Genomic DNA, 26,920 nt, shown 5'->3' on the forward strand with positions numbered 1-26,920 from the left:
AAAAGCTATGTTTATTCTATTATCAAAATCAAATGACATGAAAAAGCCTCGTATGCGAGGCATCGAGGCTTTTACAAATTAGGCGGTATTAAACTTCTTTGTTTACTACCACGCCATGTTTTAAGGCTTGGTCGAGTTGCTCTTTATCTAATGCCTTATCCCATTTTGCAACAACAATTGTTGCGCAAGCATTACCAACTAAATTGGTTAAAGCACGGCATTCAGACATAAAGCGATCAATACCTAAGATCAATGCCATTCCCGCAACTGGAATCGCAGGAACAACCGAAAGCGTTGCTGCCAAAGTAATAAAGCCTGCGCCCGTAATCCCCGCAGCCCCTTTAGAACTGAGCATAGCCACCAATAAAATTGTCACTTGTTGAGTGAGTGTCAATTCAATATTACATGCTTGTGCAATGAATAATGCAGCTAATGTCATGTAAATATTGGTACCATCTAAATTGAATGAATACCCTGTCGGAATTACTAAACCCACAACCGATTTTTCACAGCCTGCTTTTTCCATTTTCGCCATCAATGATGGGAGTGCTGCTTCTGATGAACTTGTACCAAGAACCAACCACAGTTCATCTTTGATATAACGGATCAGGTCGATAATCGAAAAACCGTTATATCGAGCGACTGCACCCAAGATAACGATAACGAAAAGTAATGCGGTGATGTAGAAGGTTGCGATTAATAACATCAAGTTCCCAATTGAACTAATCCCATAAGCACCAATGGTAAATGCCATCGCACCAAATGCACCAATAGGTGCAAACTTCATTAACATACCCACTAGAGTGAATACAGGATTGGTTAATTGTTGCAAGAAATCAGTAATTGGACGGCCTAAATCGCCTGATTTAGCAAGTGCCAAACCAAATAAGACTGCGACAAACAAAACTTGAAGAATTTGACCTGATACAAATGGACTCACCAATGTATCTGGAATGATATTCATCAAGAAACCTGTAATAGTTGATTCATGTGCTTTAGCTGCATATTCATCAACTTTAGTACTGTGTAATGTACTTGGATCAATATTTAAACCATGACCAGGTTCAATTAAATTACCAACAATCAGACCAATGATCAGCGCAAGTGTTGAAAAGGTCAGGAAGTAAATCATTGCCTTACCTGTAACACGACCCACACTGCCAAGATTTTTCATCCCTGCAATACCAGTCACGACAGTCAAGAAAATCACAGGCGCAATAATCATTTTCACCATTTTAATAAAAGCTTCACCAAGCGGCTTTAAGCTTTCACCAAACTCAGGAAAGAAATGACCTAATAGTATCCCCGCAACAATTGCGAAGATCACTTGTACATAAAGAATTTGATAAAACTTGGGTTTCTTTGGTGGCTGCTGGTCATCTTGACCTGCGGCTACATGGTCGACGTGCATGTGCGATATTCCTTCATATTGGGATAACAAATAGACTTCCGACTGTCTATCTAAAACCTTATAAACACAGGCAGGAGCGGAAATTTGGGGAATTCTACGTTAATTGTAATCCTCACAATTTAAGCACTCGACTAATGTCTAATATAAAATAATTTTATGTTTATTGTTTCGCCAATTTATATTTATAGTTTTCATCTAGTTAATAAAAAAGCGCATTGTAAAAACAATGCGCTTTTTTTAAGCAAAAGTATTGCTATTATTGAGCTTGCTCAATATCTTTCATTGTCAACTTAATACGACCACGATTATCGACATCAGCAACTTGTACTTTTAGTTCCTGACCTTCTTTTAACACGTCGGTCACATTCGCAATACGCTCATTTGAGATTTGTGAAATGTGAAGTAAACCATCCGTACCAGGCATGATATTTACGAACGCACCAAATTCAACGATACGAATCACTTTACCGTCGTAGATTTTACCTGGCTCAACTTCAGCAGTCAGTGCTTGGATTTTTGCAATCGCAGCACGAGCAGCAGCTTTAGTTTCACCAAATACACGAACTGTACCATTGTCTTCGATATCAATCGCAGCTTTGGTCTCTTCTGTAATGGCACGAATGGTAGCACCACCTTTACCAATCACATCACGAATCTTATCTGGATTGATGTTAATCACTTCGAAAGTCGGCGCATTCGCACTGATTTCTGCACGCGCACGTGAAATGACTTTATTCATTTCATTCAGGATATGCATACGACCAGCAAAAGCTTGGTTTAATGCAACTTCCATGATCTCTTCAGTAATCCCTTCGATCTTGATGTCCATTTGAAGCGCAGTAATACCATTTGCAGAACCTGCTACTTTAAAGTCCATGTCACCAAGGTGGTCTTCGTCACCTAAGATGTCTGAAAGAACTGCAAAACGCTCACCTTCTTTTACTAAGCCCATTGCAATACCTGCAACTGGTGCTTTAAGCGGAACACCTGCATCCATAAGTGCAAGAGATGCACCACAAACAGACGCCATAGAAGATGAACCATTTGATTCAGTAATATCAGATACGATACGAAGTACGTAAGGGAAACGATCAACAGGTGGAAGAACCGCTTGTACACCACGACGTGCTAAACGACCGTGACCAATTTCGCGACGCTTAGGACCTGATTCACGACCCGTTTCACCTACTGAGTAAGCAGGGAAGTTATAATGCAACATGAAGTTGTCAGTTTTCGTACCCGCTAAGGTATCAACCATCAATGCATCACGTGTGTTACCTAAAGTTGCAGTTACAAGTGCTTGTGTTTCACCACGTGTAAACAATGCTGAACCATGAGCACGACCTAATACACCCACTTGAACGTCGATACCACGAACTGTTTTGGTGTCACGACCATCAATACGTGGCTTACCAGACAAGATGTTGTCACGTACGGTACGGTATTTAAGATCTTCGAATAAGAAATCAACTTCATCAGCGATGCCATCAACATCTTCTTCAGGAACGAATTGCGCTTTTGCTTCTGCATAAAGTGCATCTAAAGCTGCATAACGTTCTTGTTTTACCGCAATCGTATACGCTTCTGAAATTTTTGCTTCAAATGCTTCTTTTAATTTAGCACGTAATTCTTCATTGTGCGTTGGAGCAACCCACTCAGATTCTTTCGCGCCAACTGCAGCAGCAAATTCTTTGATTGCTTGTACAGCAATTTGCATTTCGTCATGACCGAAAAGTACTGCGCCTAACATTTGGTCTTCTGAAAGTTCTTTCGCTTCAGATTCAACCATTAACACTGCTGATTCTGTACCTGCAACGACAAGATCAAGATCAGATTGTGCAAGTTGTTCTAACGTTGGGTTAAGAACATATTCACCATTGATCAAACCAACACGTGCACCACCAATTGGACCACGGAAAGGTGTGCCCGCAATCGACAATGCAGCAGATGTACCTAACATCGCAGCAATATCAGCATCCATTGTTTTGTCAGAAGAAACAACTGTTGCTGTGACTTGGATTTCGTTGAAATAACCTTCTGGGAACAATGGACGAATCGGACGGTCAATCAAACGAGAAATTAAAGTTTCAGCTTCAGACGCACGACCTTCGCGCTTGCCATAACCACCAGGGATACGACCCGCCGCATATTGTTTTTCTTGATAGTTAACAGTTAACGGGAAAAAGTCTTGACCCGCTTTTGCTTTTGGCTGTGCAACAACCGCAACAAGCACAGTTACACCACCCATGGTGATTAAAACGGTATTTGCTTGACGTGCAACACGACCCGTTTCTAAAACAACTTGGTGCTGACCAAATTGGAATTCTTTACGAACGATATTAAACATTGACATGTATTATATTTTCCTAGTTTTATTCTAGTGAGACCCCTAAGGTTTGGCATTCAGACTACAACTCATGTGTAGATAAATGACAAAGCTTAGAAGCCATCGCACTAGATCAAAATTTTTACATAAAAGTTAAACACAAAGAAGGAGCGAACAAGCGCCCCTTCTAAAATCACCTAAACCAAATCAGGTGAAACTCTCTTTTCAGCGATAAAGCATTGCAACATGCGAAATAGCGAAAACAAAGTAAAATCGAATTAACGACGTAAACCTAATGCGCCGATCAAAGCAACATAACGACCGTGATCTTTACCATTTAAATAGTCAAGTAATTTACGACGTTGGTTAACCATACGAATCAAACCACGACGGCTGTGGTGGTCATGTTTGTGTTCTTTAAAGTGACCTTGCAAATCATTGATTTGAGCAGTCAATAAAGCAACTTGTACTTCAGGTGAACCAGTGTCGTTTTCTGCACGAGCAAATTTAGCAATGATCTCTGCGCGATCTGCGTTAGTTAAAGCCATTCGATTTCTCCGAGATGCTTAAAAAATAAAATGATAATGATCAGTTGCAAGCAACTGACTGCCGTGCATCACTACAGCAAGTCACCTATTTTAAGTGATCTATCACCATATTGCAAAAATGTTTTAACTTTGCTGGCATTTCGGCAGCTGACAGCATTGAACAAAATAGGCACACTATCGTATATCTGTTTTCAATTTATGACAGAGACGAAAGAAAACGAAAATATTGCGAGGGAATCGTGAAAATTTTATCAACCAATACTTGTTATGTACCAAATGACTTAAATCAAGTGATTCGCTCAAAAGATGAAGTTGCAGCTGAATTGGGTGGAATGACTGAAAAACAGATTCAAAAGATCTGGAATAGCGTTGAATGCCTGTATAAAACAGGAAACTATCCACTCGTTACATTATGTTTGCGACGTCAAGGACAAATCTTACTGAACCGCAGTATTGGTTATGCACAGGGTAACTCCCCAGATGGCTTAGCCGCGGATGCAAAAATTGGTACGCCTGATACGCCTGTATGTTTATTCTCTGCATCAAAAATGGTTACAGCAATGCTGATCCATATGTTGGATGAGCGCGGTGATTTAAATCTGCTCGATCCGATTAGCTACTATATTCCTGAATATGGGGTCAATGGTAAACGTCGTGCGACTATTTTCCATTTGCTTTCTCACCGTGGCGGGATTCCACGTATTGATACAGAAGTCACACCAGAACTTTTATTTAACCAAGAAGAAATCTTAAAAGTACTTTGCGCAGCTAAACCTGTTTCGCCATCAGGGACACATCTTGCTTATCACGCTGTTACCGCTGGTTATATCCTAGGTGAAATCGTTCAGCGTGTAACTGGACAAAGCGTACGTGAGTTTTTGGCTGAAAATATTGAAAAACCAATGGGGCTAGATTATTTCAACTATGGTTTGAAACCAGAATATCGAGACAATGTTGCACTAAACTATGCCACAGGAATTCACCCAAGCTTAGGTACAGACCATTATCTTAATCATGTACTCGGTGGTGGTTTACAACTTGCAGTGGATGTCACCAATGATACTCGTTTCATGGATACTATTTGTCCTGCTGGAAACATTTATACCAGTGCTGAACAAGTTGGTCGCTTTTTTGAAATGTTACTCAGCGGTGGTGAATATCAGGGTAAAGAAATCATGAGCGCAAAAACTGTATTTCGCTCAACCCTACCAACATCAGGAACAAGCCTAGACCGTACTCTACTCGCCCCAATGCGTTATGCGTTAGGTCCAATGCTTGGTAGTAATCCAGTCGGTTTATTTGGTCCAATGACTGGTCAGGCTTTTGGGCACATTGGTTTTTCTAATATTTTATGTTGGGCAGATCCAGAGCGTGATGTTAGTGTATCGTTGCTTACCACAGGAAAATCTGTCGTTGGGACACACCTCCCTGCTCTTGCCAAAACATTATATCAAATCTCAACAAACTGCCCTAAGATTCCAAAGAATCAACGTCGTTCATTATTTGCAACAGATCGACACGAAGCAGACATCGTCTAATTCATTTGATCGCAGCAAAAAAAAGAGCCCAAGTCAGACTTGGGCTTTTGCGCGTTATTCAAGGTTCTTTTCAGTTTTCTATTATTATTCTTTATGTTTCTTATTAAGCTACTTTCAGACCCTCTGAACGTATTTTACACATCACTTTTTATGTTTTTGCTTTGAGTGTGTATCTTCTTTATACGGACTATTCTGTCAGAACTAATTGTGGAGAAAAATAGCATTTTTCTTATCTCTATGTAAGCAAAAACGTACAGGTCTGTATAACATTTAACTTAATAATACAGGAAAATTGTCAAACAATCATATTTTTAATTTAAACTTTTGGTTAAAAGCTTTTATAGAAAAATTAATGTTTACTTCACACAGTCAGAGGTAGATATTCTTCATTAAAATCATTTTGATTAAAATAAATACAATAACTATCATGATGTTAGTAAGATTAAAAATAAAAAAGCCCTGTAGTCTCTCCCAAAACTACAAGGCTTAGCGGCTGTAAGTTTCCTCTTTTATCACTTACCTCACTGTAAGTTCGCTGTCTCATTGACTTTATTATTATATTTGTGCGATTTACCTAGCTTTCCTTGCTAGGCTCTTTGTGTGTACATGATCTCAAAAACAGTTATTTCACTCTAGCGACAATATCTCGAATTCGTGTAAGCTTTTACTTACAAAACAGTGAATTTTAAAGAATAAGTTCATAATCACCCTAAATTGATCTTTTGCACTAAACCACTACGACGAACGGTTCTAGTAATCAATGACTGTTGTAATGCCTTCCGATCAGACAGAATACTCACTACTTTTTTAGCACGTGTCACTGCGGTATAAATCAATTCCTGACTCAATAGTTTCTCGGCATGTGCATCTAAAACAATCGCAGTATGGGTAAATTCCGAACCTTGTGATTTATGAATGGTTAAAGCAAAAGCGGTTTGCATACTGCGTGGGAGTCGGTGCGCTGCAATCCATTTATTTAAGCTCGGGAAAAAGACTTCGAATTGTTGTGACTGGGTGCGATGCTTAAAACAGATGCCGATATCACCATTAGAAATTCCAAGCTGATAGTCATTATAGGTCATCATGACAGGACGTCCGATATACCAGTCTCCAACAGCGATTTGTTTGAGTTGCTGATTGAGCCAATGCCCCGCATAACGATTCAGTTGCTCAATCCCCAATGACCCATGTCGAACTGCCGTTAAGATTCGATAATCATCAAAGGCTTGAACCACATGCTGGATTTGCTCAGCAGACTCATCTGCCTGTATATAATGTTTTAAAGCCTCGATATAGCCGTGAAATCCTGCCATTAGCTTCTGCTGATAAGGCTCAACATCAACCTGCTGTTGCTCGGGTAAATATTCCAGCTGAATCAGGTCTGGCATATCCTTACTCAAGGAAATTGTTTGCAAAGGTGCAGCAGGAACAATGTCCATCTCTAGTTTTGATAAGACTAAATCGGGATCGCTTAGATCTTGCTGGGCCTGAATAAATCGTGCGAATTGCCCAATCTTGGCTTCACCAGAGAAACGGCGGCTAGTCTGTAGCTGGACTCGGTTTTCAGCCAATCCCTGTACTTGCTGTAAATCAGCCAAAACCGAGCCGACATCAACCGAAGCCAACTGATTGGCATCACCGAGCAAAATAACTCGGCATTGATCTGGAACTGCCTCGAATAACAGGGTTGCCAAATTCAAATCCAGCATGGAGGCTTCATCCACCACAATCACGTCATATGGCAGAGGTTGTTTGAGATGAAAGCGTGGTATTTGTCGATTGCCCATGCCCAGTAAACGGTGCAAGGTCTGTGTGGTTTGATTACGCAACTCATCGGTGATGAGCCCTGATTGCAATAATTTTGGATCATTAAAAGAGTTTTGTAATGCTTCCTGCATACGCTGTGCGGCTTTGCCTGTCGGTGCTGCCATGGCAATACGAATATCAAGTATGGTCTGGTTGAGGGCTGCAATAATACGTGCCAAAGTATAGGTTTTACCTGTCCCTGGCCCGCCGGTAATAATGCTCAGACCTTGTTGCAACACCATTTTCAGTGCAGCCTGCTGGTGTTCATCACTGAGTAAGTCTTGATAATGTTCGGTATCAACAACCTGAATCGTTTGTCGCTTTAATCGACAAATCTGCTGTGCAAGGCGTTGCTCTAAGTACCAATATCGGTATAATGCCAAGCCCTGCTGATCATAGACACATGGGGCAACCTGTGTGGTTGCGATTTCGCTAGAAACAGCCAAATCACCCAATGCTTCAAGCTGTGTCGTATCGACTTCGATACAACTGTCACCTTGCAAGCTGGCTTCAACCAATTGCTGTAAAATATGCGCAGCGTTAACTGCTTGAGCAGAGTGAGAAAAGGGTGCTTGTGTGAGGTAGTTACTCCACATATTCAACCAAGTCATTTGTTCTGACTGACCACTGATTAGCTTGTCCACAGAGTTATCCTCAAACTTACCCACACGATTGTCCACAAGGTTATAAACACTCTTATCCACATGATAAGTTTTTGTTTAATCTAAAATCATCTATTTTATCTACACTATTTTTCCTACTTTATCCTCAGCGAAATATCCAAGAATCGCATCTAAGCGTAAAATAAACTCATCCTCAGGTTTCCAGTAAAAATAACCCTGCTGCGTCTGCCCATTCATGCCGCGCAAATACAAATAAGATGCGCCACCCAAATGCAGTTGCATATCATAATCCTGCAATTTGACTGACAGATAACGATGCAATGCCACTAAATATAAAGCGGCTTGTAACCAATAGCTCGACAGCGACATACTTTCTGCAATCTGAGCAGGCTGATAATCCAGTTGCGCTGCCCCCAAATAATTACTCTTATAATCGGCAATATGGTAACGCTGTCCATCGAAGTAGACTAAATCGATTGAACCATTTAAATAACGGGCAGATTTAGCTTCAAGTAACTCAGGCATTTCGATGCCATATTCCTCAAATAGCTGCTGTACACGCTGCATCGCCAGCACTCGATCAGATAACGCCAAATAAAATGGACATTCCGACAGATATTGTCCTGCAACTAATTGCTTTAACTGAAAACCCTGATTCAGTGGCGTGTGTAATACTTCACTAAGCCAATCAGCAATCCATTGATAGAGTTGCTGCTCAGCATTTTCTTGTTCAGGGAAATGCTGTTGATATTGAAATAGTAGCTCTGACCATAAACTTTGATAGGTATTTTTAAAACGACGGCGAATTTCTTCCACCCACATGTGGGGTTGCTGAAAATCAATCTGCTCAAAAATCTCATGTAAGAAATTGCCCGCCAAAGTCCCTTTCGGGAAATACTGTTTAATCCAGGCAATCGGCTGGGACGTGGTTTTATTTTCCAATTCTGCAAGATTCAACTCATCTTCTGCTTGCTCAAAATCGGTATCGATATTAGCCAAGCGATCAGCCCGAGTCGCTTTGTGCTTTAAATGTTGTGCCAAATAGCTAAAACTGGTTTTTCCGCGTGCATAAAAACGTTGTGTCGGCAATGCTTGGGCCAACAGTACGCGCTGTTGTTGAGTTTGTTGCATCTGTAAGGCTTGTGGTCGCGCTAAGATCAGCGCAGCATCGGCACTATAGGGATGTTGAAAGTTATCGCCCTGATTCTTCCAAAAAGCCAAACCTGAAAACTTATTCTTATCGCCTTTTTCCGGTTCAAACACAGCATAAACACGGTGACTGGCACGTGTTAGTGCAACATACCACAAACGATTTTGTTCCGCTAAAGCGCGTTGCTGATGTTGATCCAGCTCAGTTTGCTGTAAAAAATTTTTATCCGCCACGGCTACCACCCGTTGCGTCCGTATTTGGCCTGTCTCAGGCAACTGGATTTCAGTGGTAGAAAAATTCAGTGTTTTCTGTACTTCAGTAAAGGCCTTATTCGCCCCCAGTAAAAAGACGATTTTAAACTCTAAGCCTTTGGACTGATGAATGGTCATCAGTTGCACACCCGCCTCACTGGACAGCTTGTGCTCAAGCTCCCAATCGCGATCACTTGGTGAATTTAATTGTTTTAAATACCAGTGATACAGGTTTTGCATCCCTTGTACATGTTCACTGTGCTGACTCAAGAGATCTGTGAGGTGGCGTAGGTTCACCACGGCACGTTCATTGTCTTTACTTTGTGTAGCCACCAGTTGCTGCCAAAGACCAAACTGATTTAGGCAACGCTGCCATGCCGATAAAAAGCCCTGATTCAGCCACATTTCGCGTATGTCATCAAACTGCTGAATATAATCACTCAAGCCTGCTGCACTTTGTTCTAAGGCCAACAGTCGAGCCAGATCAAAGCCAAATAAACGGCTGAGCAAAGCCCGTTTGAGCTTGGCTTCGTCATAAGGATGAAGCAACGCCGTCAATAAGGCCCCCACATCCTGTGCAATGGGGGAATCAAACACACTACGTTTCGACGGTCGGTTGACCCGAATTCCCATACGTTCCAATACATATTGCACTTCATCCAGTTGGCGATGGCTACGCGAAAGAATAGCAATATCATCTTCATCAATCGCAGTCGGGACATCACCTTCTAAGTACAATTGCTTTAAATACGATTGATTGAGTAAGTGCTGAATCTGCCACGCCACTTGTGTGGCCTGTTCATTGCCCTCTTGCAAATGCAACCAGCGTAAAGGCATTGGATTGGGTTGGGCATTTTCAATCAAGGCAGGGTGCGGACGTGAACCCGATTGAATCGGGTCATAGCTGACCTGCTCACCAAAATCGATCTGGCGCTGAAATAGCACATCCACCACTTCAACCAGCTCTTTCACCGAACGGTGGTTATGTACCAACTTATACTCACGCCCCTGTTTGGCCATAATATCCTGATAGGCATTCAGGAAGGTCAACATATCTCCGCCACGGAAACCATAAATCGCCTGCTTACGGTCGCCCACCATAATCATGCAGCCTTTTTGGTAACGCTGCGGATGGCGCCAGATACTGGCCAACATATCATCTTGGTCTTGGTTGGTATCCTGAAACTCATCCACCAGAATCAATGGATAGCGTGACTGTACAAATACCGCAAAAGATTGTCCTTGCTCACCTTTTAAAGCTTCAGACAAAGTCTTGATTTGCTGAGCAAAGGTAGTCTCCCCTTTTTGCTGCAACATTTGCGGCAAACGTTTTTTGACTTCAACACACAAATAAGCTTTTAAATAGACCTGTAACTGCTCAAATTCTTGCTGAGTCTGCTGTACAGCTTGAAACAGCTTTTGCAGTTGCAACACGCATGGATGTTGATAGAAGCCTTCGGCAATTTCCGCAGGACATTTCTTAAAAATTTTTTGTGCTTCGAGTTTGTCTAAAAACTTAAATACCGCATCACGTGCATCGGCAAAATAGGCATCAAAGATCTGTATATTCTCAGGACTGTTGAGTGCAGTTAATAATGGTGGCAAGGATTCTGTAAACAGTTTATGAAAGGCATTGTTACGGAAAGAAGCACCATTGATATGTGCATAATAGGCGCCCTCTAACTGAAAGTATTCAGCCAAGCTGCTCAGGTCAATCTGCTGCGCTTGCTGTTGCCACTGCTGCAACTGATCCAACTCAATTTCAGGCATGACAGGCAGTTTAAATTGTGCCGAACTAAAATTCAGCGAGCTTTCCACCATCCCGACAAAATGATCGACACTCTTCAGTCCACCCACGCTATACATCGCATTGATCACTTGCTGGGGTTGGGTCTGAATCCATTCCCGCAACACATCATGAATCAATTGACGGGTATAACTTTTAGCATCCTCTGTGATTTCTGCGCGTTCAATTTTGCCACTTTCAAAGGCAAACTCTCGCAATAGCTTTTGGCTAAAACTATCCAAGGTTCCAACAAATAATTCATCCAATTGATCGATGACCAATTTTAGCCGTTCACAGGCATAGGCAATTCGTGGTGCAAAGTTTTGCAAGACCTGTTGTTTTAAGGGATCAGATTCTTGTAATGCCTGTGCCTGAATATCTTGTTCCAATACATCACGAAAAGGTTCTAAAAACTCAAGGATTTCGACCAAACGCAAACGGATACGCGTTTTGAGTTCTGCGGCTGCAGCACGGGTAAAGGTGGTGGCAATCACCTGATTGGGTAGATATTTTTCTAAGAAAATCCGCACCATCAAACTAGAAAGTGTATAGGTTTTCCCCGTCCCTGCTGAGGCTTCGATTAAATGCAGCCCTTCAAATTGAATATCACTAATCGGCTGATAAGACACTGGGTACTTTGAGTTCATGTCTTACTCCACCCGTAAAAATTCAAAAATCGGTTGATACAAATCATAAGAATAATGATCACAGGCATATTGCAATAAAGCGGTTGCATCTTGTTCCTGCAAAATGAATTGCCAATCACGGTGCAATTTACAAGCTTCATTCTGGGTCATATCAAAACCCGAGAAATCACCCGTATCATTCCAGTCTTTCAATACTTGCTTTTGACTGTCTTCAGTTAACACCTGAGTTGAATCCTGCTCAATCCACTCATATTGTTTGCCTTTTTCCAAAGGCTTTAACACTAAGGCCGCAGGCAAGACCACAGGCTGCTGCTGTGAAGCTTGCCAAAGCTGTAACCATGCCTGCAGATAAACTTGGGCTTGCTGAGAGTTCAACCCTTCACAAATCACCGTCTGATCGCTAAACACCACAATTCGGCGCTTCGTTGTGACAGTCTCACTATTCAATACCACCAACCAAAGCAAGTATTCCAGCCAGACTTTGGCAAAGCGCTTGGCACGTGCACTGGAAGCATCCAAACTGACCCAATCTTGGCTCAGTTGCTTCGGGGTCACACAGGCGATTTGTAATTGTTTCGAGACCCGCCAAACCCGTTGCGTGGTTTCAGTCGGCGCTGGGGCATACTGCTGCAAGCGTTCCGACAAGCGTTGCTGCTCTAAGCGACTTTGCTGCCAAGCACTGTGCTGAACTTTGCCAACGGGCAACTGATCTTGCAAAATACTCGGTGATATCGACTCATCCTGCTGCTGTAAAAAATGCCGAATGGCATATTTACCGAGACCATCGAGTAATAACGGTTCAGCTTGATCAAGCGATGCTTGTGCAGTTAAATTTTCCACACCTAAGGTCTTTAAATACAACCGTGCAGGGAAACTAATATCCTGAATCCATTGCTGACTCTCCAAAATAATCATTTCATTTTGTTCAACGGGATAGGTGATATTGGCCCACGCCTGCCGCTCACCTTTCATCTGCTGAATCTGTGAGGCCACCTTAAACCATTGGTCTTGAAAGCGCACAGGACGATCCGAAACAAAGCCGAGTGGATCGAACGGTTGTAGACGATGTAAATGATACAGTGGATAAAGCTGTGGCGGGATTTGTAATGCATCCAATCCAGCTAAATCCACTTCAGATAAAGGAGGCCTATCTTCACTGCTGGTCGGTTTTACAATCAAAGCCAAATGCTCGCGGAAGCCCTGCAACACACTGGATGGTTCTCTGACTTCACCATCATTAAGATCAAAGCCATTATAAAACAACCAAACTTGTTCTTGCGCCAGCAGGACTGCATCTAAAAATGCTCCCTGATCATCTTCCAAACGAGAGCGATCACCTAATTGCTGACGTAGTGCATCCATCAAGTCAAACGGAATATGGCTGTCCCGATTTGGAAATTTGCCTGTATCCAAGTTCAACATCACGATCAAACGATAAGGAATCGGGCGAATTTGTCCAATCTGACTAAAGGTAATTTGTCCTGTCGGTTCAACTTGCGCAGACTGACTTTCCAATGTGCGCTGAATTTCTTCAATAATATAAGGCAAAGGTAAGGTAATTTGGCGCAACTGCATTTCTGCATCGTCATAATAGCTGGCCAGAGTCAGCATCCGCTCCTGCTTCTGAATAATTTCACGGATTGCTTTTAATGCCACCACATCGGCTTGTTCAAACTCTTGTACATCCTGTTTGATCCGTTGCAACCATACCTCAACAGGCAAACGCTGTCCTTGCTCATGTGCCACCAGCCAATCTCGTCGCGCTGCTAAATCTTGATAGATCTGAATCAGAATACCTATCAGTTCAAAATCACTTGGCTGCACCAAGGCATAACTAAGCATATCCTGCACCATTACATGGGCAGGCACAGCAATTCCTAAAGCCAAACGGTCCAAAGCAAATTTAAAACTATAACGATAGTCTTGATCATCGTCACTCAAACTTTGCTTTAAGTGTTGTTCGTCTAAACCACGCTTAAAGCCAGCATCATCGAGTAAACTCAGAATCCGTTGTACCTGTGTATAATCCAAGCCATAACGTTGTTGCGTCGCGGAAAGATTGAGCCAATCCGCAAAATCATCTTGATTAAATCGCCCTTGTGTCAGTTGCAAACGTCCGAGTACAGCACGCCATGCGTTTAAGGCATCTAATTGCGCAACGCCAGCAATTTTAACAGGTAAAAATATCTCATGTTCATTGGCAACTGCTGGGAACACACTACGGATCAAAGGCTCTAGTTCAGCTAAGTTCGGAGCCAAGATCAATACGTCATTTGGACGACGTGGCTGAGCATCCGCCTGAGATAGCCAATGCACCAACTGCTCTTTTAAGACTTCGAGTTGTCGTATGCTGGAGTGGCAAACATGGATTTGAATGGATTCATCTTCTGCCGCAAGCTCATATTGCTGCGACTGTGGCTCTGCCAAATAGAAGATATCGGATTGAATTTTACCTAGTAAACTTTCTGGAAACTGCTCTACAAAGGCATCAACCCACTTACCTTCATCTCCAGTTGCCAGTTGTGACAACAGCGAAAAGTGGTCACGTGCCTGCTTGCCCAAACGGGTCAGCAATGGATGTCGAGACTCACGATTTAAGGCATTAAAGCCCAAACTGAAACTGTCAAAGAAAGCAGCAATGTCTGCATCGCTGGCGTTGGGATGTTTGGCAATATAGCGCTCTTTTACACCCAAGTCATAACGCTTCTTCCAGAGTGGATCGACACTGTCAGCCCAATATTCTTGTGATGGGTTATAGTGCAAAATTACCACATCCAGATATTGCCCCAAACGACGTAAAAATTGCAGTTGGCTCGGCGGTAAATCTAAAATCGTAAATACAATCACCTGACTTGGCAGTTGTGTCAACGCTTTCTGACGTGTCTGCTGATTCTCTAGAAGCTGCCAAAAATCAGCATCAATGCTTTGTATTTCAACAAAGTCATCATGAAAGTAGTTTTGCCACAACCAACGCTGCCAAGCTTCCAACTGTTCAGTTTGCTGCAAGCTAAAGGCTGAAGTTTGTTGATCCGTGGGCGCAATCAATTGTTCGATATTTAAGGCTTTATTCTGTCCCCAAGTCGATAGCCAATTCCCCACACAGGTACAATTGCTTTGGCAGCCGCGTTGACAATGACCACGATAAATCATGTAGTTATTAAACAGTTGTGAAACCTGCTCCGCCACCCAATACAACATACTTTGTTTTTTAAGTTGTTTTTCAGTACCTTGCTGCAATTGATCAGCACTATCATAAATCCGTTGCACAATCGAATATAAAGGGTGTTCTTGTGCAAGGCTATTCTGTTCGGGTTGAATAAAAGGCTGTAAAGCTTGATGAATGCGCCATTTTAAAATCAAGCGAGGAATATTGGCTTTACGCACTTGTTCTTTATTTTCTAATACTTGCTGGTATGCATACCACTGAAAACCACGAATGCGTTGATGAAATTGATAGTTGGCGGTCATGCCTTGTTGTTCGGCAATTTTCTGCGTCAACCATTGTTCTTGTGCGGGGCTAGGGACAATAAAATGCTGAGTTTTAAATACCTGAAATGGAGAAGAACTCGGTTGGGTGATTGATGCCATCACACCTTGTAATAACACTTCAAGGCGTTGACTTTGAATAACATGAATACCCATCTACGAATATGACCTCATCAGGAATGCTTATTGTATTGCACAAAAACGTACATATTTATCACTATACAACTTCATATAACTATGTCACGTTAAACACACAAGGAAATAAATAAATTGTTTTGAAATTCACCACTCAATCCGATTGAATGTACTATCGAGGGATAAACTTTAGGTATAACTTTATGAAAATTGAAAAAATTCCTGATTCGATTGATCCAAGCTTAAACTTGGAGCAAATTCGTGAAGAGTGTTTGGCACTGACCAAAAATCGTGCATATTGGTCTGCAGGCGCAGCGATTGTACCCATCCCATTTTTTGATGTGGTCGTTGATTTGGGCATGCTCTCTCAGATTATTCCTTATATTAATGCGCGTTTTGGTTTAGCACCTGAACATATCAGTGTTTACGACCCTGAAACTAAAAAAGTGCATTGGGATGAACTACGCAAACGTGGTTTCGAATTTTCAGGTTTTGTGGTGGCGCGCACAGCAATGAAAAAATCTTTTAATGGTTTTTTCACGAAAATTGCCACCAAGCAAGTGACCAAGTTTATTCCTTTAGGTGGACAACTGGTTGCTGCAAGCCTCGGTTATTTCATGATGCGTAAAATCACTGAAGCACATATTCAAGATTGCTATAACCTTGCCAAACGAATTCAACAAAAAAGTCGCAGTACTATTGTGGCTTAATCATAATATTTGATGACGACAAGGCGGTTTAATCCGCCTTGAGTTGTTTTAAAATCGCCTTTAAAACTTCGATTCGTGCTGTATTTTTATCATCGGTAGCGATTACATACCAAGGGGCATAATCTGTGTTGGTTCGTTCGAACATATCTGCAGCAGCTTCTAAATAATCGTCCCATTTATCACGATTACGCCAATCTTCTTCAGTAATCTTAAAACGCTTATGTGGGGTTTGTTCACGATCTTTAAATCGAATTTCTTGTTCATCTTTACTGATTGCCAGCCAAATTTTCACAATCACGGTTTGGCTATCTACCAAGTTTTCCTCGAAACGGTTGATTTCGTTATAAGCACGTTGCCATTCAACAACTGAAGCAAAACCTTCTATACGTTCAACTAGAACACGACCATACCATGTACGATCAAAGATGGTGATTTTCCCACCATCATTCAGCTTATTCCAAAAACGCCATAGATAAGGACGGCGTAATTCATAACGTTCAGGTGCAGCAATACTATGAATTTCATATTCACGTGGATCTAATTTTTTAACAATTCTTTTTATCGCTCCCCCTTTACCTGCAGCATCCATACCTTCAAAAGCAACAATCACTTTTCGTTCGTCGTAACGTAATGCATCAGCAACTTTTTTGGTTAATTTGTTCAATTCCTCTTTGTAGTCATCTTTATCTAAGCTTTGTTTTGAAGGTTCTAATAGTGCTGTGGGAATCTGTGCTTGTTGCCATTTTTCCGTGACTTTAGTTTGATGGTCAGGTAACTCTTGTAAAGTTTGTAATATGTATTGAGCAAAACATTGATCACGTAGAGCTTCGTCTTCACCGTCAATCACAAACCAATCATCGGTAAATCTTTGGCTTAACTCCTGTAAAGTATCGTATTGTTTTTTATTGCGCCAATCTAAACCATGTAATTTATGCCAATGTTGTTCGGACGCATCGATTTGGTCTAAGCGTTTTTGTAAAGACTTCCAAGATAGATCAAACCAAACTTTGGCCACATGTACATTATTATGCTGTAAGTCATGTTCGAATGAACGCATCTGATCAATATAGGCATCAAACAATGTTTCATCCAATGGTTTTGACACATGCATCGCGGTTGAAAGCAAGTCACTGTACCAATTCCCAAACATCACCACGATCTGACCTTCGGCAGGAATAAAGCGCGTATAAGACTGCCAGAAGGTTTGATAGGTCGTTAATAACCGTGGTGCATCTGCTTTAACTCTTAAATAGCGTGGATCTAACCATTCACGTAATTGCTTAACCGCCTCACCTTTCCCTGCTAATTCAATCCCACTTACTAAAATCAGAACACTTTTTGCATTTTTTTTATCTTGGCTATCTTTTAAGGCATATTGTGCTTCAATCAAATCTAAAGAAAGCTCATCTTCATCGCGCAATTCAAATTTTGGTTGTTGTACACTCATGTTCTGCTCTAAATGGCTCATTATTAAGAATAAGTATAGTGAAATCTATTTCACTGCATGCAAAACCCTTGTACAGTTTCTGTAGAGTAGAATCAGTGTATAAACATACTGACCGATTGTTAGACATTTAGGGTTTAAGCTGTCATGGTTCTTCGTTATGATGCAGCCTATGATTTTCTGGTTTTATTTTCTTTGAGTTCGAACATGTCAAAACTCGCAGCATTTGATCATCTTTTATTACAATATCAAACTCTGAATTACCACCAAAATCCAGCACTTAAGCAACGTCTGCATGAAGTACAAGCGTGGATGAAAGCACGCATCGCCGAAACCCATAAAGAATTTTTTGCTCTGCCTGAAAATCAACTGATGGCACAATATTTTCTCAATCGCTTGTATGGTGGTCCTGATTTTGATGCAATTGCACAACAAATCGAACGCCTGTTGAAATATGCACATAAAGCAGAAAGCTTACTCCCTGAAAATGCAATTAAAACAGGAACAAAATCGGTCAGTCTTGCTGTACTTGCCACTCAACTCGATGAACAAGTCGCAGAACAACTACTCAAAGATTATCCTTTAGAAACACGACTAACTGATGAAATCATGCGCCAGACCTTAGTCAAACTCGATCAAGGCGATGCACGTTATGAACAATTACAATTACTTGACGAGCTTGGTCTCACATTAGATAAGTATATGCGCTCTACGATGATGTATGCAGCTTTTAAAATGTGTAAAGGGATTGCAACCAAATATCAATTTGAACGTATGTACGAGTTTATCCAAGAAGGTTTTGCAGCAATGAAACCAATGAAGTCTGCTGCAACGTTTATCAAAACATTTACGGCAAAAGAACGTGAAATCATAGAAAAAGTGCACGCTGGTCACCCAAACCCATTTCGTGACTAAATTGAATTGATAGCCATCCCTCTTCGTGTTAGGAGGGATTATTGAATTCAAAAACAAAAATTAAAAATGCTTTTGAGCGTGTGACTTTCTGTATATTATTCATAACAATGATATGCTAAACCCTGTAAAAAAATACAAAATCTGTCATCATGCTTGCTGATTCGTGCCGCTAGAGCGAAAGTTTAGGAGAAAACAATGTCTAACGAAAACCAACAGCCTACCCCAGAAGTTGAGCAAAACCCAAGTTCAGACAAAGTCAGTCCTTTCCTCAGTTCTCCACTTCCTCAAGGAGCACCTCAAGGTCAACAGCAATCGTTACAACAAGGCTTAGCATCGACACCTACTGGTTCAGTGCCGAAATATAATTTACCGCGTGGTGCAAACACAGGCAATGTTGGTCAAACCACACACTTTGGTTATCAAACTGTAAATAGTGATGATAAAGCACAAAAAGTTGCTGAAGTTTTCCATTCAGTTGCAAGTAAATACGACATTATGAATGACCTAATGTCATTTGGTATTCACCGCCTTTGGAAACGTTTTGCGATTAATATGTCAGGTGTTCGCCGTGGTCAACATGTACTTGATATTGCGGGTGGTACAGGTGACTTGGCTAAAGTATTTAGCCGCGAAGTCGGGCCACAAGGTCATGTCGTACTGTCAGATATTAACGAATCTATGTTAAATGTAGGTCGTGATCGTCTGCTTGATGCAGGCTGTACCAATGTTGATTTCGTACTTGCCAATGCTGAAACTTTAGAACCCTTTGCCGATAACAGTTTTGATTTAGTGACCATCAGTTTTGGTTTACGTAACGTGACCGATAAAGATGCCGCACTACAAGCCATGTATCGTGTACTTAAACCAGGTGGTCGTTTATTGATTCTCGAATTCTCTAAACCTGTGTTCGAACCATTCTCTAAGCTTTACGATCTTTATTCATTCACTGCATTACCAATCATGGGTAAACTCGTTGCAAATGACTCTGAAAGTTACAAGTATCTTGCAGAATCTATTCGTATGCATCCAGACCAACGTACCCTCAAAGGTATGATGGAAAATGCAGGCTTCCAAAGCTGTGACTACCATAACCTCACTGGTGGTATTGTTGCAGTTCACCGCGGATTCAAACTTTAAGGCTTAAGATATGTGGTCGATTTTAGCACTCGGTGCAGTCGAACGTATCATTCATCATGTGATTGATTTGGATGCGATTACACGCATTCAACTCAATCAACTGCAAGGGCAATTATTACGTGTTGTGATTGATAGCCCACAACTCTCAGTTGATGTTTTTTTTGATGAAAATAAAGTTCGCCTAGAACCTACTGTCACAGGACAGGCTCAAACGCCTTCAATTTTCGAACAACGTCCTTTCGATAATCAAAATAAGATTACCGATGCTACTGCGACTTTAAAAGTTGCGAATGTAGTCGAGCTAATAAAGCTGCTGTTGAGTGATATGGATCAGATCGGTAATATTCCTTTACAGGGTGATTATCATCTTTTGCAAGACATTCAAAGAATTATGCAACAGGTCGAGCCTGATCTTGCGGCGCATTTATCCCCTTGGATTGGTCCACAACTGGCACATGAGTTGGGCAGAATTCAGCTTGCACCTCAACAAATAAAACGCTCGTTGCAAAGTCATTTGTTCTTTGTCGAAGATGCACTTAAAGAAGATAGTGGTTTATTTGCACCACGTTGGCAAATGGATGATCTGAATCGAGAAACTCGCCAGCTCAATCAAGAGCTAGATCGCTTAGAAGCTAAGTTTCAGCAATTACAGGCTTCTTTCAACCCACAAAAACAATCCTCTCAAGACTAGGTAAGATTTTATATGATTCCGCATGTTACACGGTTACTCGAACTCTGGCGTATAGCAGCACACTACCGCCTTGACACCTTGTTCCCTGCGGAAGAATTACCAGTTAAAGCACGCCATGCCCTAAACATTATCAAAACCCACCCTGCGGCATGGTCAAGCCGTGAGAAAAAGAATCCGCTCAAGCTCAAAGAAGCTTTAGAGGATATGGGACCCTTAGCGATTAAACTGGGTCAGTTGCTTTCTACTCGTCGTGATTTGATTCCACCAGAAGTATTATCACAATTGGTGTTGTTACAAGACCGTGTCAAACCCTATGACACCCAATTGGCAAAACAACGCATCCAAGAATCGCTCAAAGCAGATGTATCCACATTATTCTCTCGCTTTGATGAGCAACCCCTTGCTGCGGCATCGATTGCACAAGTACATACTGCTGCCTTACACGATGGTCGTGAAGTAGTGGTTAAAGTCACTCGCCCTGATATTCGCAATCAAATTTTACAAGATTTTGAAATCTTGGCATGGCTCGGTGACTGGCTTGAAAATCGTTTAGAAGCAGCACGTGCGCTGCATTTATCTGAAATCATTCAAGACTATCGTCAAATTATCTTGAATGAACTTGATTTGAGTCTAGAAGCGGATAATACCCGCCGTATGCGTCATTACTTTACAGGCTCAAGCATGATGTACGTGCCTGAAGTCTATATGGACAGTAAAGATGTCATGGTAGCCGAACGCATCACAGGTGTGCCTATTTCAGATATCGCAACCTTTGATCGTTTGGGTATGGATCGTGCTGATTTGGCTGAAAAAGGTTTAACCATCTTCTTTACCCAAGTGTTTCGTGACAATTTCTTCCATGCCGACATGCATCCGGGTAATGTGTTTGTTGAAACCATTAACCCAAGCAACCCACGCTTTATTGCGTTGGACTGTGCCATCATGGGTGAATTGTCTAAGCATGATCAAATGACGATTGCACGGATGTTGCTTGCAGTGATGAACAGCAACTTTATGCAATTGATTCAGATTGTACATCAAGCAGGTTGGATTCCGCCGGGGACTGACCAAGATGCCTTGTCGCGTGAAATGCGTCGCACAGTTGGTCCAATGGTTTCAAAACCAATGGATCAACTGGATTTTGCAGGAATTTTAATTCAAGTCATGGATATTGCGCGTCGTTTCCATTTAGAAATTCCACCGCAATTGATGTTGTTACTCAAAACCTTGGTACATGTTGAAGGCTTAGGCACAGATCTTTACCCACAACTTGATATTTGGAAACTGGCAAAACCGATTTTGACCGAATGGGTCAAAGCCAATATGAACCCAGTTAAAAATATCAAAGAACTCGGGCAACAAATCCCAGACTTGTTATTAGGCGCTCAAGACTTACCTACCCTACTGATCGACAGTTTAAATGGTTTAAAAAACCAATCCGCATGGCAGGACAAACAACTCCGCGAAATTCAGCAAATGCGTTTGCAAATGCAACAGCAGCAACGCCGTAGTTGGATGTTTGGCAGTACCATGTTGATTTTACTGACCATTGCCATCATCAGCCCTTGGTTTGTCTCAGTGGTCTTGATTGGATTGAGTGCATTGATCGCACTTTGGCGAATTATGAAATAAGTTCTAAATCCCTTGTACTGACAAGGGATTTTTTATAAGCAAGATTTATTTTCAGAAATTGCCGTGATTCAATTAAGATCATAGCTAAACAAATTTATAGATCCTTAAAAAGAATAAATAATGAAAACACCACACTTTGCCATTATTGGTGCAGGTACAGCAGGACTGGCGACTGCGATTTTGCTCGCACGAGAAGGTCATCAGGTCACGATTTTTGAAAAGGTTGAAGAACTATCGCCTGTTGGCGCAGGCTTGTTACTACAACCTGCGGGTTTGGCTGTTTTTGAACATTTAGGCATACTCGATCAGGCGTTAAAACTCGGTGCAAAAGTCACAGGTTTAGAAGGGCAACTTGCAAATAAACGTCTATTGATCAATAGCCACTATCATCAGGCAGGCAACAACCTTTATGGTCTCGGCATCCATCGTTCTACGTTGTGCTATATCCTCACTCAAAAACTCGCTGAATATTCAAGTCATGTCACGTGGCGAATGAGCCATCATATTGAACGCATTGAAGAACAGCCGCATGAAATTCGATTATTTGGCACTGATCAACAACACAACTTTGATGACTGTTTCGATGCTGTACTAATTGCCAATGGCGCGCGCAGCCAACTTCGCCCTAAAGCATGGGTCAAAGTTGATCAAGCTTATCCGTGGGGAGCTGCATGGACAATCGTGCCTGAATGCCTAAATTTAAATCCTGAAATTCTGCATCAATTCTATGATCGTTCTAAAATCATGATAGGCGTTTTGCCTACAGGTGCAATACCCTCCGCACCGCAACAACGACTTTCCAGTGTGTTTTGGAGTTTGCCGACATCACAACTGCAATCATTCTTAAAAACTGAACAATCAAAACAAGATTGGTTAAAGCAAGTATCAGATCGTTGGTCTGATGTCGCTGAATGGCTAGAACAACTTTTATTGGATGAACACAATCAACCGCAATGGTTGTCTGCTCAATATCGTGATGTGGTGATGTCTCGATACGGACAAGGTCGAATCGGGGTGATTGGTGATGCTGCACATGCCATGAGTCCACAATTGGGACAAGGTGCGAATATGGCACTTTTAGATGCGTGGGCTTTTTCCCAATCATTACGCGCCGCTCAGAAAAATCAGCAAATTGACTGGTCAATGTTATGGCAACATTATCATCAACAGCGTCGTTCCTCGACTCAGTTCTATCAATTCCTTAGTCGTTTACTGACTCCACTTTATCAATCTGATCATTGGTGGGCGGGTGGCATACGTGATCTTACTTTTCCTTGGATGTATCAAATCCCCTATTTCCGTAAAGAAATGGCGATTACCATTTCAGGTTTAAAAACAGGTATGTTCCAACATATGAGCTATCAAGAGATTGCGACATATCCGCACAATCAAAATGTCTTGATTCAAAACAATCAATCATTGCCTGAATATGACTAAGATCAAAAATAAGAGTTGAATTCAATATGAAAATTAGTCATTTAGATCATTTGGTTTTGACAGTCGCTGATATTGAAATCAGTTGTCAGTTTTATCAGTCTGCCCTAAATTTTGAGGTGATTACTTTTGGTGAAAACCGAAAAGCACTGCGATTTGGTCAGCAAAAAATCAATTTACATCAAGTTGGAAAAGAGTTTGAACCTAAAGCACTTCGTCCAACCTCAGGTTCTGCGGACTTATGTTTTATTGCTGCGACGCCTTTAAAGGATGTGATTGCACATCTTCACGCATTAAACATTGAGATCATTGAAGGCCCTATCGAAAGAACTGGGGCAATAGGAAAAATTCTTTCGATTTATTTACGTGATCCAGATCAGAACTTGATTGAAATATCGAACTATCTCAATACTTAAAAATTAAAATTCATCAATAAAAATAGGGTTAGACATGAAATATAGTTTTCTATGGGCTTTGTATCGGCAGGATAAAGGCAAGGCGATTCGAAAAGGATGCTGGTTTTTATTTCCTAGCCTTTTTAACTTGTTTTGTTTTCTAAATTTTCACCATCACTTTATTGAATGGCAAATAAATCCTAAATCAACGATAGGACGATTGGTGATCAGCCCTCTATTTCCGTGGGTGATTTTATGGGACAGCTTGCCCTTTATATTTCTTCTATTGATCCATCAAAAATATTTGCCTCGAATTTTAAACATTTGGCTTTATATCACAGGCGCTTATTTTTTAGTTGATGCTTGGTTTTGGTCAAGCTATCCTTGGGGTATGCTGATCATTGTTGCTTCTGCATTACCCTTTCTCGAAATAGAAAACAAAAAACTCATGGGTACTTATATCCAACCAAGCACCTAAAGCATTTTTTACCCAACAAGCATAGCCAACCCTAGTCACAACCGCTACACTAACGGCTTTCCGCTCAATGGATTTTTCACTCATGTCAAACTGGTTAGATGAAGTTAAATTTGATTCCAATGGTCTTGTTCCAGCCATTGCACAACATCATCAAACTGGTCGAGTGTTAATGGTTGCGTGGATGAATCGTGAAGCCTTACAACTGACTGCTGAAAAAAATCAAGCTGTGTATTACTCACGTTCACGTCAAAAATTGTGGCACAAAGGCGAAGAATCAGGGCATTTCCAAACAGTGCATGAAATTCGTTTGGATTGCGACGCCGATGTCATTATTCTGCAAATTGAACAGCATGGTGGAATTGCTTGCCATACAGGTCGGGAGTCTTGTTTTTATCGTAAACTCACGCCACAAGGCTGGGAAATTGTTGATGCTCAACTGAAAGATCCGACTGCAATTTACGGCGCATCTGCGAAAGTCGAAGCACACGATCATGGTCAGGCTGAGCAAGTTGACGTACTTAGCCACTTAGGTCGTTTGATGCAAGAACGCAAAAAAGCTGAAGCAGATAATTCCTATGTTGCCAGCTTATACAAAAAAGGCATCAATAAAATTTTAGAAAAAGTCGGCGAAGAAAGCGTCGAAAGCATTATTGCAGCCAAAGATTATGCAGCACATGCTTCTTTAGAAAATAAGCATGATCTGATTTATGAAGTTGCAGATTTATGGTTCCACACGATTGTCATGCTCGGCTACTTCGACCTTGATCCACAAGAAGTTCTAGATGAACTGGCTCGTCGTCAAGGTCTTTCTGGTTTGGTTGAAAAAGCCAACCGTAGCCAAGAAGCGTAACCCCTGCCTGTGTCGAATATCGAGAAACCCAAAGCCACCTATGAGCAAGCGATTGCGATAGACAATGCACGTTTAGGTCAGTCCTTTAAAGTGATTGCGTATGCTGGCACAGGTAAAACCACGACTTTACAAATGATCAGTGATGCCATGCCCGAACGGCGTGGTATGTATTTGGCTTTTAACAAAGCCATTGCAGCTGAAGCACAGAGTAAATTTCATGGCAATGTAAATTGTCGTACCTTTCACTCTCTTGCCTTTCGTAGCGTACCGCGTGGAGTGACTGATAAATTACGACTACCTCGCTTAAGCCCAAGTTTTATTGCTAAAGAATATCGTTTAGAGCCTATTACGCTCCGTCGTTTAATGGGTGGACGTTACGAAAAATATGTATTGATGCCAAGTCGTCTTGCGAGTTTGGTTGCCAATGCCGTCAGCTATTTCTGCTCGACCAGCTCACAATACCCTGCCCCTCGTCATATCCAAGCACCTAACTGGTTGCATCAAGATGATATTGAATCGTTACAACAGCACTTATATCCAGCAGTTGAACGCCGTTGGTTAGAGTCGATTGATCAAAATCATCAAGCAGGCATTGGTCACGATATTTACCTCAAACTTTGGGCATTATCAGAACCCAATATTCCAACAGATTATGTTCTGTTTGATGAAGCACAAGATGCTGACCCATTGATGTTGGGCATTTTACTACGCCAAAAAAGCACACAAGTGATTTATGTCGGTGATGCACATCAACAAATCTATGCTTGGCGTGGCGCAGTCAATGCCATGCAACAAATGCCATTACATGAAAGTCGCTTAACCACCTCTTTCCGTTTTGGCGATGCAATTGCTGATGTTGCCAATAGTCTGCTGGGTGCATTAAACGAAACTGTTCCGCTACTTGGCAATCCAAATGTTAAATCGAGTGTGGTGAATAAACCGCATACCAAAATGCGTGATGCAATTCTATGCCGTACCAATGCAAGAGCAATGGAACTATTACTCTCAGGTTTAGTACATGGTGACAAAGTCGGTTTGCAAGCTGATCACCAAAAACTCAGTCGTTTTGTTGATGCAGCCAGTTTACTCAAACAAGGCAAACGTATTACCGATGTACCCGAATTGGCTTGGTTCAACTCTTGGCATGATGTGCATGAATATTGTGAAACCAATGATGGTAGTGATATTAAGCCCTTAGTTAAACTGGTTGATGATCACGGTACTGAGCCACTCAAAAAAGCGCTTGCTAAAATCACGCCCATTGAACAAGCAGATTATGTGATTTCCACCGCACATAAAGCCAAAGGCTTGGAATGGAATCGTGTGCATATCGAAGATGATTATCAATTTAAAATCAATGGACTAGAACACAAAATTACAGATGAGGAATTAAGATTACTTTATGTTGCCTGTACTCGTGCTAAAGTAAGTTTAAATATTCATCATCTTTACGATTTGATACAACAATTAAAACGGGGCGCTCCCTCAAGTCTTCGCCAGTCCGTAGGTTAAAGCGCTTATGTTCAG

General features: G+C 41.5%; 18 protein-coding genes. 11 read left to right on the forward strand and 7 right to left on the reverse strand.

What is annotated here, in order from left to right:
- Window positions 1–88: 88 nt before the first annotated feature.
- From O1450_RS14300 to rpsO, 3 genes are all read right to left on the reverse strand, one after another.
- Window positions 89–1,411, reverse strand: a complete 1,323-nt coding sequence (locus tag O1450_RS14300) for a dicarboxylate/amino acid:cation symporter (protein WP_269228961.1) — start codon at window positions 1,409–1,411, stop codon at window positions 89–91.
- A 256-nt stretch (window positions 1,412–1,667) separates the two neighbouring features.
- A complete protein-coding gene (gene pnp, locus O1450_RS14305; protein ID WP_171062387.1) occupies window positions 1,668–3,758 on the reverse strand; it encodes a polyribonucleotide nucleotidyltransferase in 2,091 nt (696 codons plus the stop codon).
- A 257-nt stretch (window positions 3,759–4,015) separates the two neighbouring features.
- A complete protein-coding gene (rpsO, locus tag O1450_RS14310; RefSeq protein WP_004637724.1) occupies window positions 4,016–4,285 on the reverse strand; it encodes a 30S ribosomal protein S15 in 270 nt (89 codons plus the stop codon).
- Between the two features lie 239 nt (window positions 4,286–4,524).
- Here rpsO and O1450_RS14315 point away from each other — a divergent pair, with 239 nt between their 5' ends.
- Entirely contained in the window at window positions 4,525–5,823 is a 1,299-nt protein-coding gene (locus tag O1450_RS14315) for a serine hydrolase domain-containing protein (protein WP_269228962.1), read from the forward strand.
- 704 nt (window positions 5,824–6,527) lie between these two features.
- Here O1450_RS14315 and recD read toward each other — a convergent pair.
- The 3 genes from recD to O1450_RS14330 all read right to left on the reverse strand — a co-directional run bounded on the left by recD (window position 6,528) and on the right by O1450_RS14330 (window position 15,728).
- Entirely contained in the window at window positions 6,528–8,273 is a 1,746-nt protein-coding gene (recD, locus tag O1450_RS14320; protein ID WP_269228963.1) for an exodeoxyribonuclease V subunit alpha, read from the reverse strand.
- 99 nt (window positions 8,274–8,372) lie between these two features.
- Complete coding sequence (locus O1450_RS14325; RefSeq protein ID WP_269228964.1) at window positions 8,373–12,086, reverse strand: UvrD-helicase domain-containing protein; 3,714 nt, start codon at window positions 12,084–12,086, stop codon at window positions 8,373–8,375.
- A gap of 3 nt (window positions 12,087–12,089) precedes the next feature.
- Window positions 12,090–15,728: an exodeoxyribonuclease V subunit gamma gene (locus tag O1450_RS14330; RefSeq protein ID WP_269228965.1), complete on the reverse strand. Its 3,639-nt coding sequence runs from the start codon at window positions 15,726–15,728 to the stop codon at window positions 12,090–12,092.
- A gap of 182 nt (window positions 15,729–15,910) precedes the next feature.
- Here O1450_RS14330 and O1450_RS14335 point away from each other — a divergent pair, with 182 nt between their 5' ends.
- Entirely contained in the window at window positions 15,911–16,417 is a 507-nt protein-coding gene (locus tag O1450_RS14335) for a hypothetical protein (RefSeq protein ID WP_269228966.1), read from the forward strand.
- Between the two features lie 28 nt (window positions 16,418–16,445).
- Here O1450_RS14335 and pap read toward each other — a convergent pair whose 3' ends face one another.
- Window positions 16,446–17,864, reverse strand: coding sequence for a polyphosphate:AMP phosphotransferase (gene pap, locus O1450_RS14340; RefSeq protein ID WP_269228967.1), 1,419 nt, complete (start codon window positions 17,862–17,864; stop codon window positions 16,446–16,448).
- Window positions 17,865–18,068: 204 nt separating this feature from the next.
- On the opposite strand from pap, the gene O1450_RS14345 reads away from it, so the two are divergent.
- The 9 genes from O1450_RS14345 to O1450_RS14385 all read left to right on the forward strand — a co-directional run bounded on the left by O1450_RS14345 (window position 18,069) and on the right by O1450_RS14385 (window position 26,905).
- Entirely contained in the window at window positions 18,069–18,776 is a 708-nt protein-coding gene (locus O1450_RS14345) for an FFLEELY motif protein (protein WP_269228968.1), read from the forward strand.
- A 195-nt stretch (window positions 18,777–18,971) separates the two neighbouring features.
- Window positions 18,972–19,913, forward strand: coding sequence for a bifunctional demethylmenaquinone methyltransferase/2-methoxy-6-polyprenyl-1,4-benzoquinol methylase UbiE (gene ubiE, locus O1450_RS14350; protein WP_269228969.1), 942 nt, complete (start codon window positions 18,972–18,974; stop codon window positions 19,911–19,913).
- Between the two features lie 10 nt (window positions 19,914–19,923).
- The gene (locus tag O1450_RS14355; protein WP_269228970.1) at window positions 19,924–20,604 is read left to right on the forward strand and encodes a ubiquinone biosynthesis accessory factor UbiJ; all 681 of its coding nucleotides are present in this window, start codon (window positions 19,924–19,926) and stop codon (window positions 20,602–20,604) included.
- Between the two features lie 12 nt (window positions 20,605–20,616).
- Entirely contained in the window at window positions 20,617–22,236 is a 1,620-nt protein-coding gene (locus O1450_RS14360; protein WP_269228971.1) for an ABC1 kinase family protein, read from the forward strand.
- A 120-nt stretch (window positions 22,237–22,356) separates the two neighbouring features.
- Entirely contained in the window at window positions 22,357–23,673 is a 1,317-nt protein-coding gene (locus O1450_RS14365; RefSeq protein ID WP_269228972.1) for an FAD-dependent oxidoreductase, read from the forward strand.
- Between the two features lie 26 nt (window positions 23,674–23,699).
- Entirely contained in the window at window positions 23,700–24,086 is a 387-nt protein-coding gene (locus tag O1450_RS14370; RefSeq protein WP_269228973.1) for a VOC family protein, read from the forward strand.
- 34 nt (window positions 24,087–24,120) lie between these two features.
- Window positions 24,121–24,543 carry a hypothetical protein gene (locus O1450_RS14375; protein WP_269228974.1) on the forward strand — a complete coding sequence of 141 codons (423 nt, stop codon included), beginning with the start codon at window positions 24,121–24,123 and terminating at the stop codon, window positions 24,541–24,543.
- An 82-nt stretch (window positions 24,544–24,625) separates the two neighbouring features.
- Window positions 24,626–25,393 carry a bifunctional phosphoribosyl-AMP cyclohydrolase/phosphoribosyl-ATP diphosphatase HisIE gene (gene hisIE, locus O1450_RS14380; protein WP_269228975.1) on the forward strand — a complete coding sequence of 256 codons (768 nt, stop codon included), beginning with the start codon at window positions 24,626–24,628 and terminating at the stop codon, window positions 25,391–25,393.
- A gap of 9 nt (window positions 25,394–25,402) precedes the next feature.
- Window positions 25,403–26,905 (forward strand): UvrD-helicase domain-containing protein, encoded by a 1,503-nt coding sequence (locus tag O1450_RS14385; protein ID WP_269228976.1) that lies wholly within the window; start codon window positions 25,403–25,405, stop codon window positions 26,903–26,905.
- The last annotated feature ends 15 nt before the right edge of the window (window positions 26,906–26,920 follow it).

The sequence above is a fragment of the Acinetobacter sp. TR11 genome (assembly GCF_027105035.1).
Taxonomy (GTDB): domain Bacteria; phylum Pseudomonadota; class Gammaproteobacteria; order Pseudomonadales; family Moraxellaceae; genus Acinetobacter.

Bases quoted from the DNA above. Each gene is read 5' to 3' on its own strand.
- O1450_RS14300 (WP_269228961.1), bottom strand. From the start codon at position 1,411: ATGCACGTCGACCATGTAGCCGCAGGTCAAGATGACCAGCAGCCACCA.
- pnp (WP_171062387.1), bottom strand. From the start codon at position 3,758: ATGTTTAATATCGTTCGTAAAGAATTCCAATTTGGTCAGCACCAAGTT.
- rpsO (WP_004637724.1), bottom strand. From the start codon at position 4,285: ATGGCTTTAACTAACGCAGATCGCGCAGAGATCATTGCTAAATTTGCT.
- O1450_RS14325 (WP_269228964.1), bottom strand. From the start codon at position 12,086: ATGAACTCAAAGTACCCAGTGTCTTATCAGCCGATTAGTGATATTCAA.
- O1450_RS14330 (WP_269228965.1), bottom strand. From the start codon at position 15,728: ATGGGTATTCATGTTATTCAAAGTCAACGCCTTGAAGTGTTATTACAA.
- O1450_RS14335 (WP_269228966.1), top strand. From the start codon at position 15,911: ATGAAAATTGAAAAAATTCCTGATTCGATTGATCCAAGCTTAAACTTG.
- pap (WP_269228967.1), bottom strand. From the start codon at position 17,864: ATGAGTGTACAACAACCAAAATTTGAATTGCGCGATGAAGATGAGCTT.
- O1450_RS14345 (WP_269228968.1), top strand. From the start codon at position 18,069: ATGTCAAAACTCGCAGCATTTGATCATCTTTTATTACAATATCAAACT.
- ubiE (WP_269228969.1), top strand. From the start codon at position 18,972: ATGTCTAACGAAAACCAACAGCCTACCCCAGAAGTTGAGCAAAACCCA.
- O1450_RS14355 (WP_269228970.1), top strand. From the start codon at position 19,924: ATGTGGTCGATTTTAGCACTCGGTGCAGTCGAACGTATCATTCATCAT.
- O1450_RS14360 (WP_269228971.1), top strand. From the start codon at position 20,617: ATGATTCCGCATGTTACACGGTTACTCGAACTCTGGCGTATAGCAGCA.
- O1450_RS14365 (WP_269228972.1), top strand. From the start codon at position 22,357: ATGAAAACACCACACTTTGCCATTATTGGTGCAGGTACAGCAGGACTG.
- O1450_RS14370 (WP_269228973.1), top strand. From the start codon at position 23,700: ATGAAAATTAGTCATTTAGATCATTTGGTTTTGACAGTCGCTGATATT.
- O1450_RS14375 (WP_269228974.1), top strand. From the start codon at position 24,121: ATGAAATATAGTTTTCTATGGGCTTTGTATCGGCAGGATAAAGGCAAG.
- hisIE (WP_269228975.1), top strand. From the start codon at position 24,626: ATGTCAAACTGGTTAGATGAAGTTAAATTTGATTCCAATGGTCTTGTT.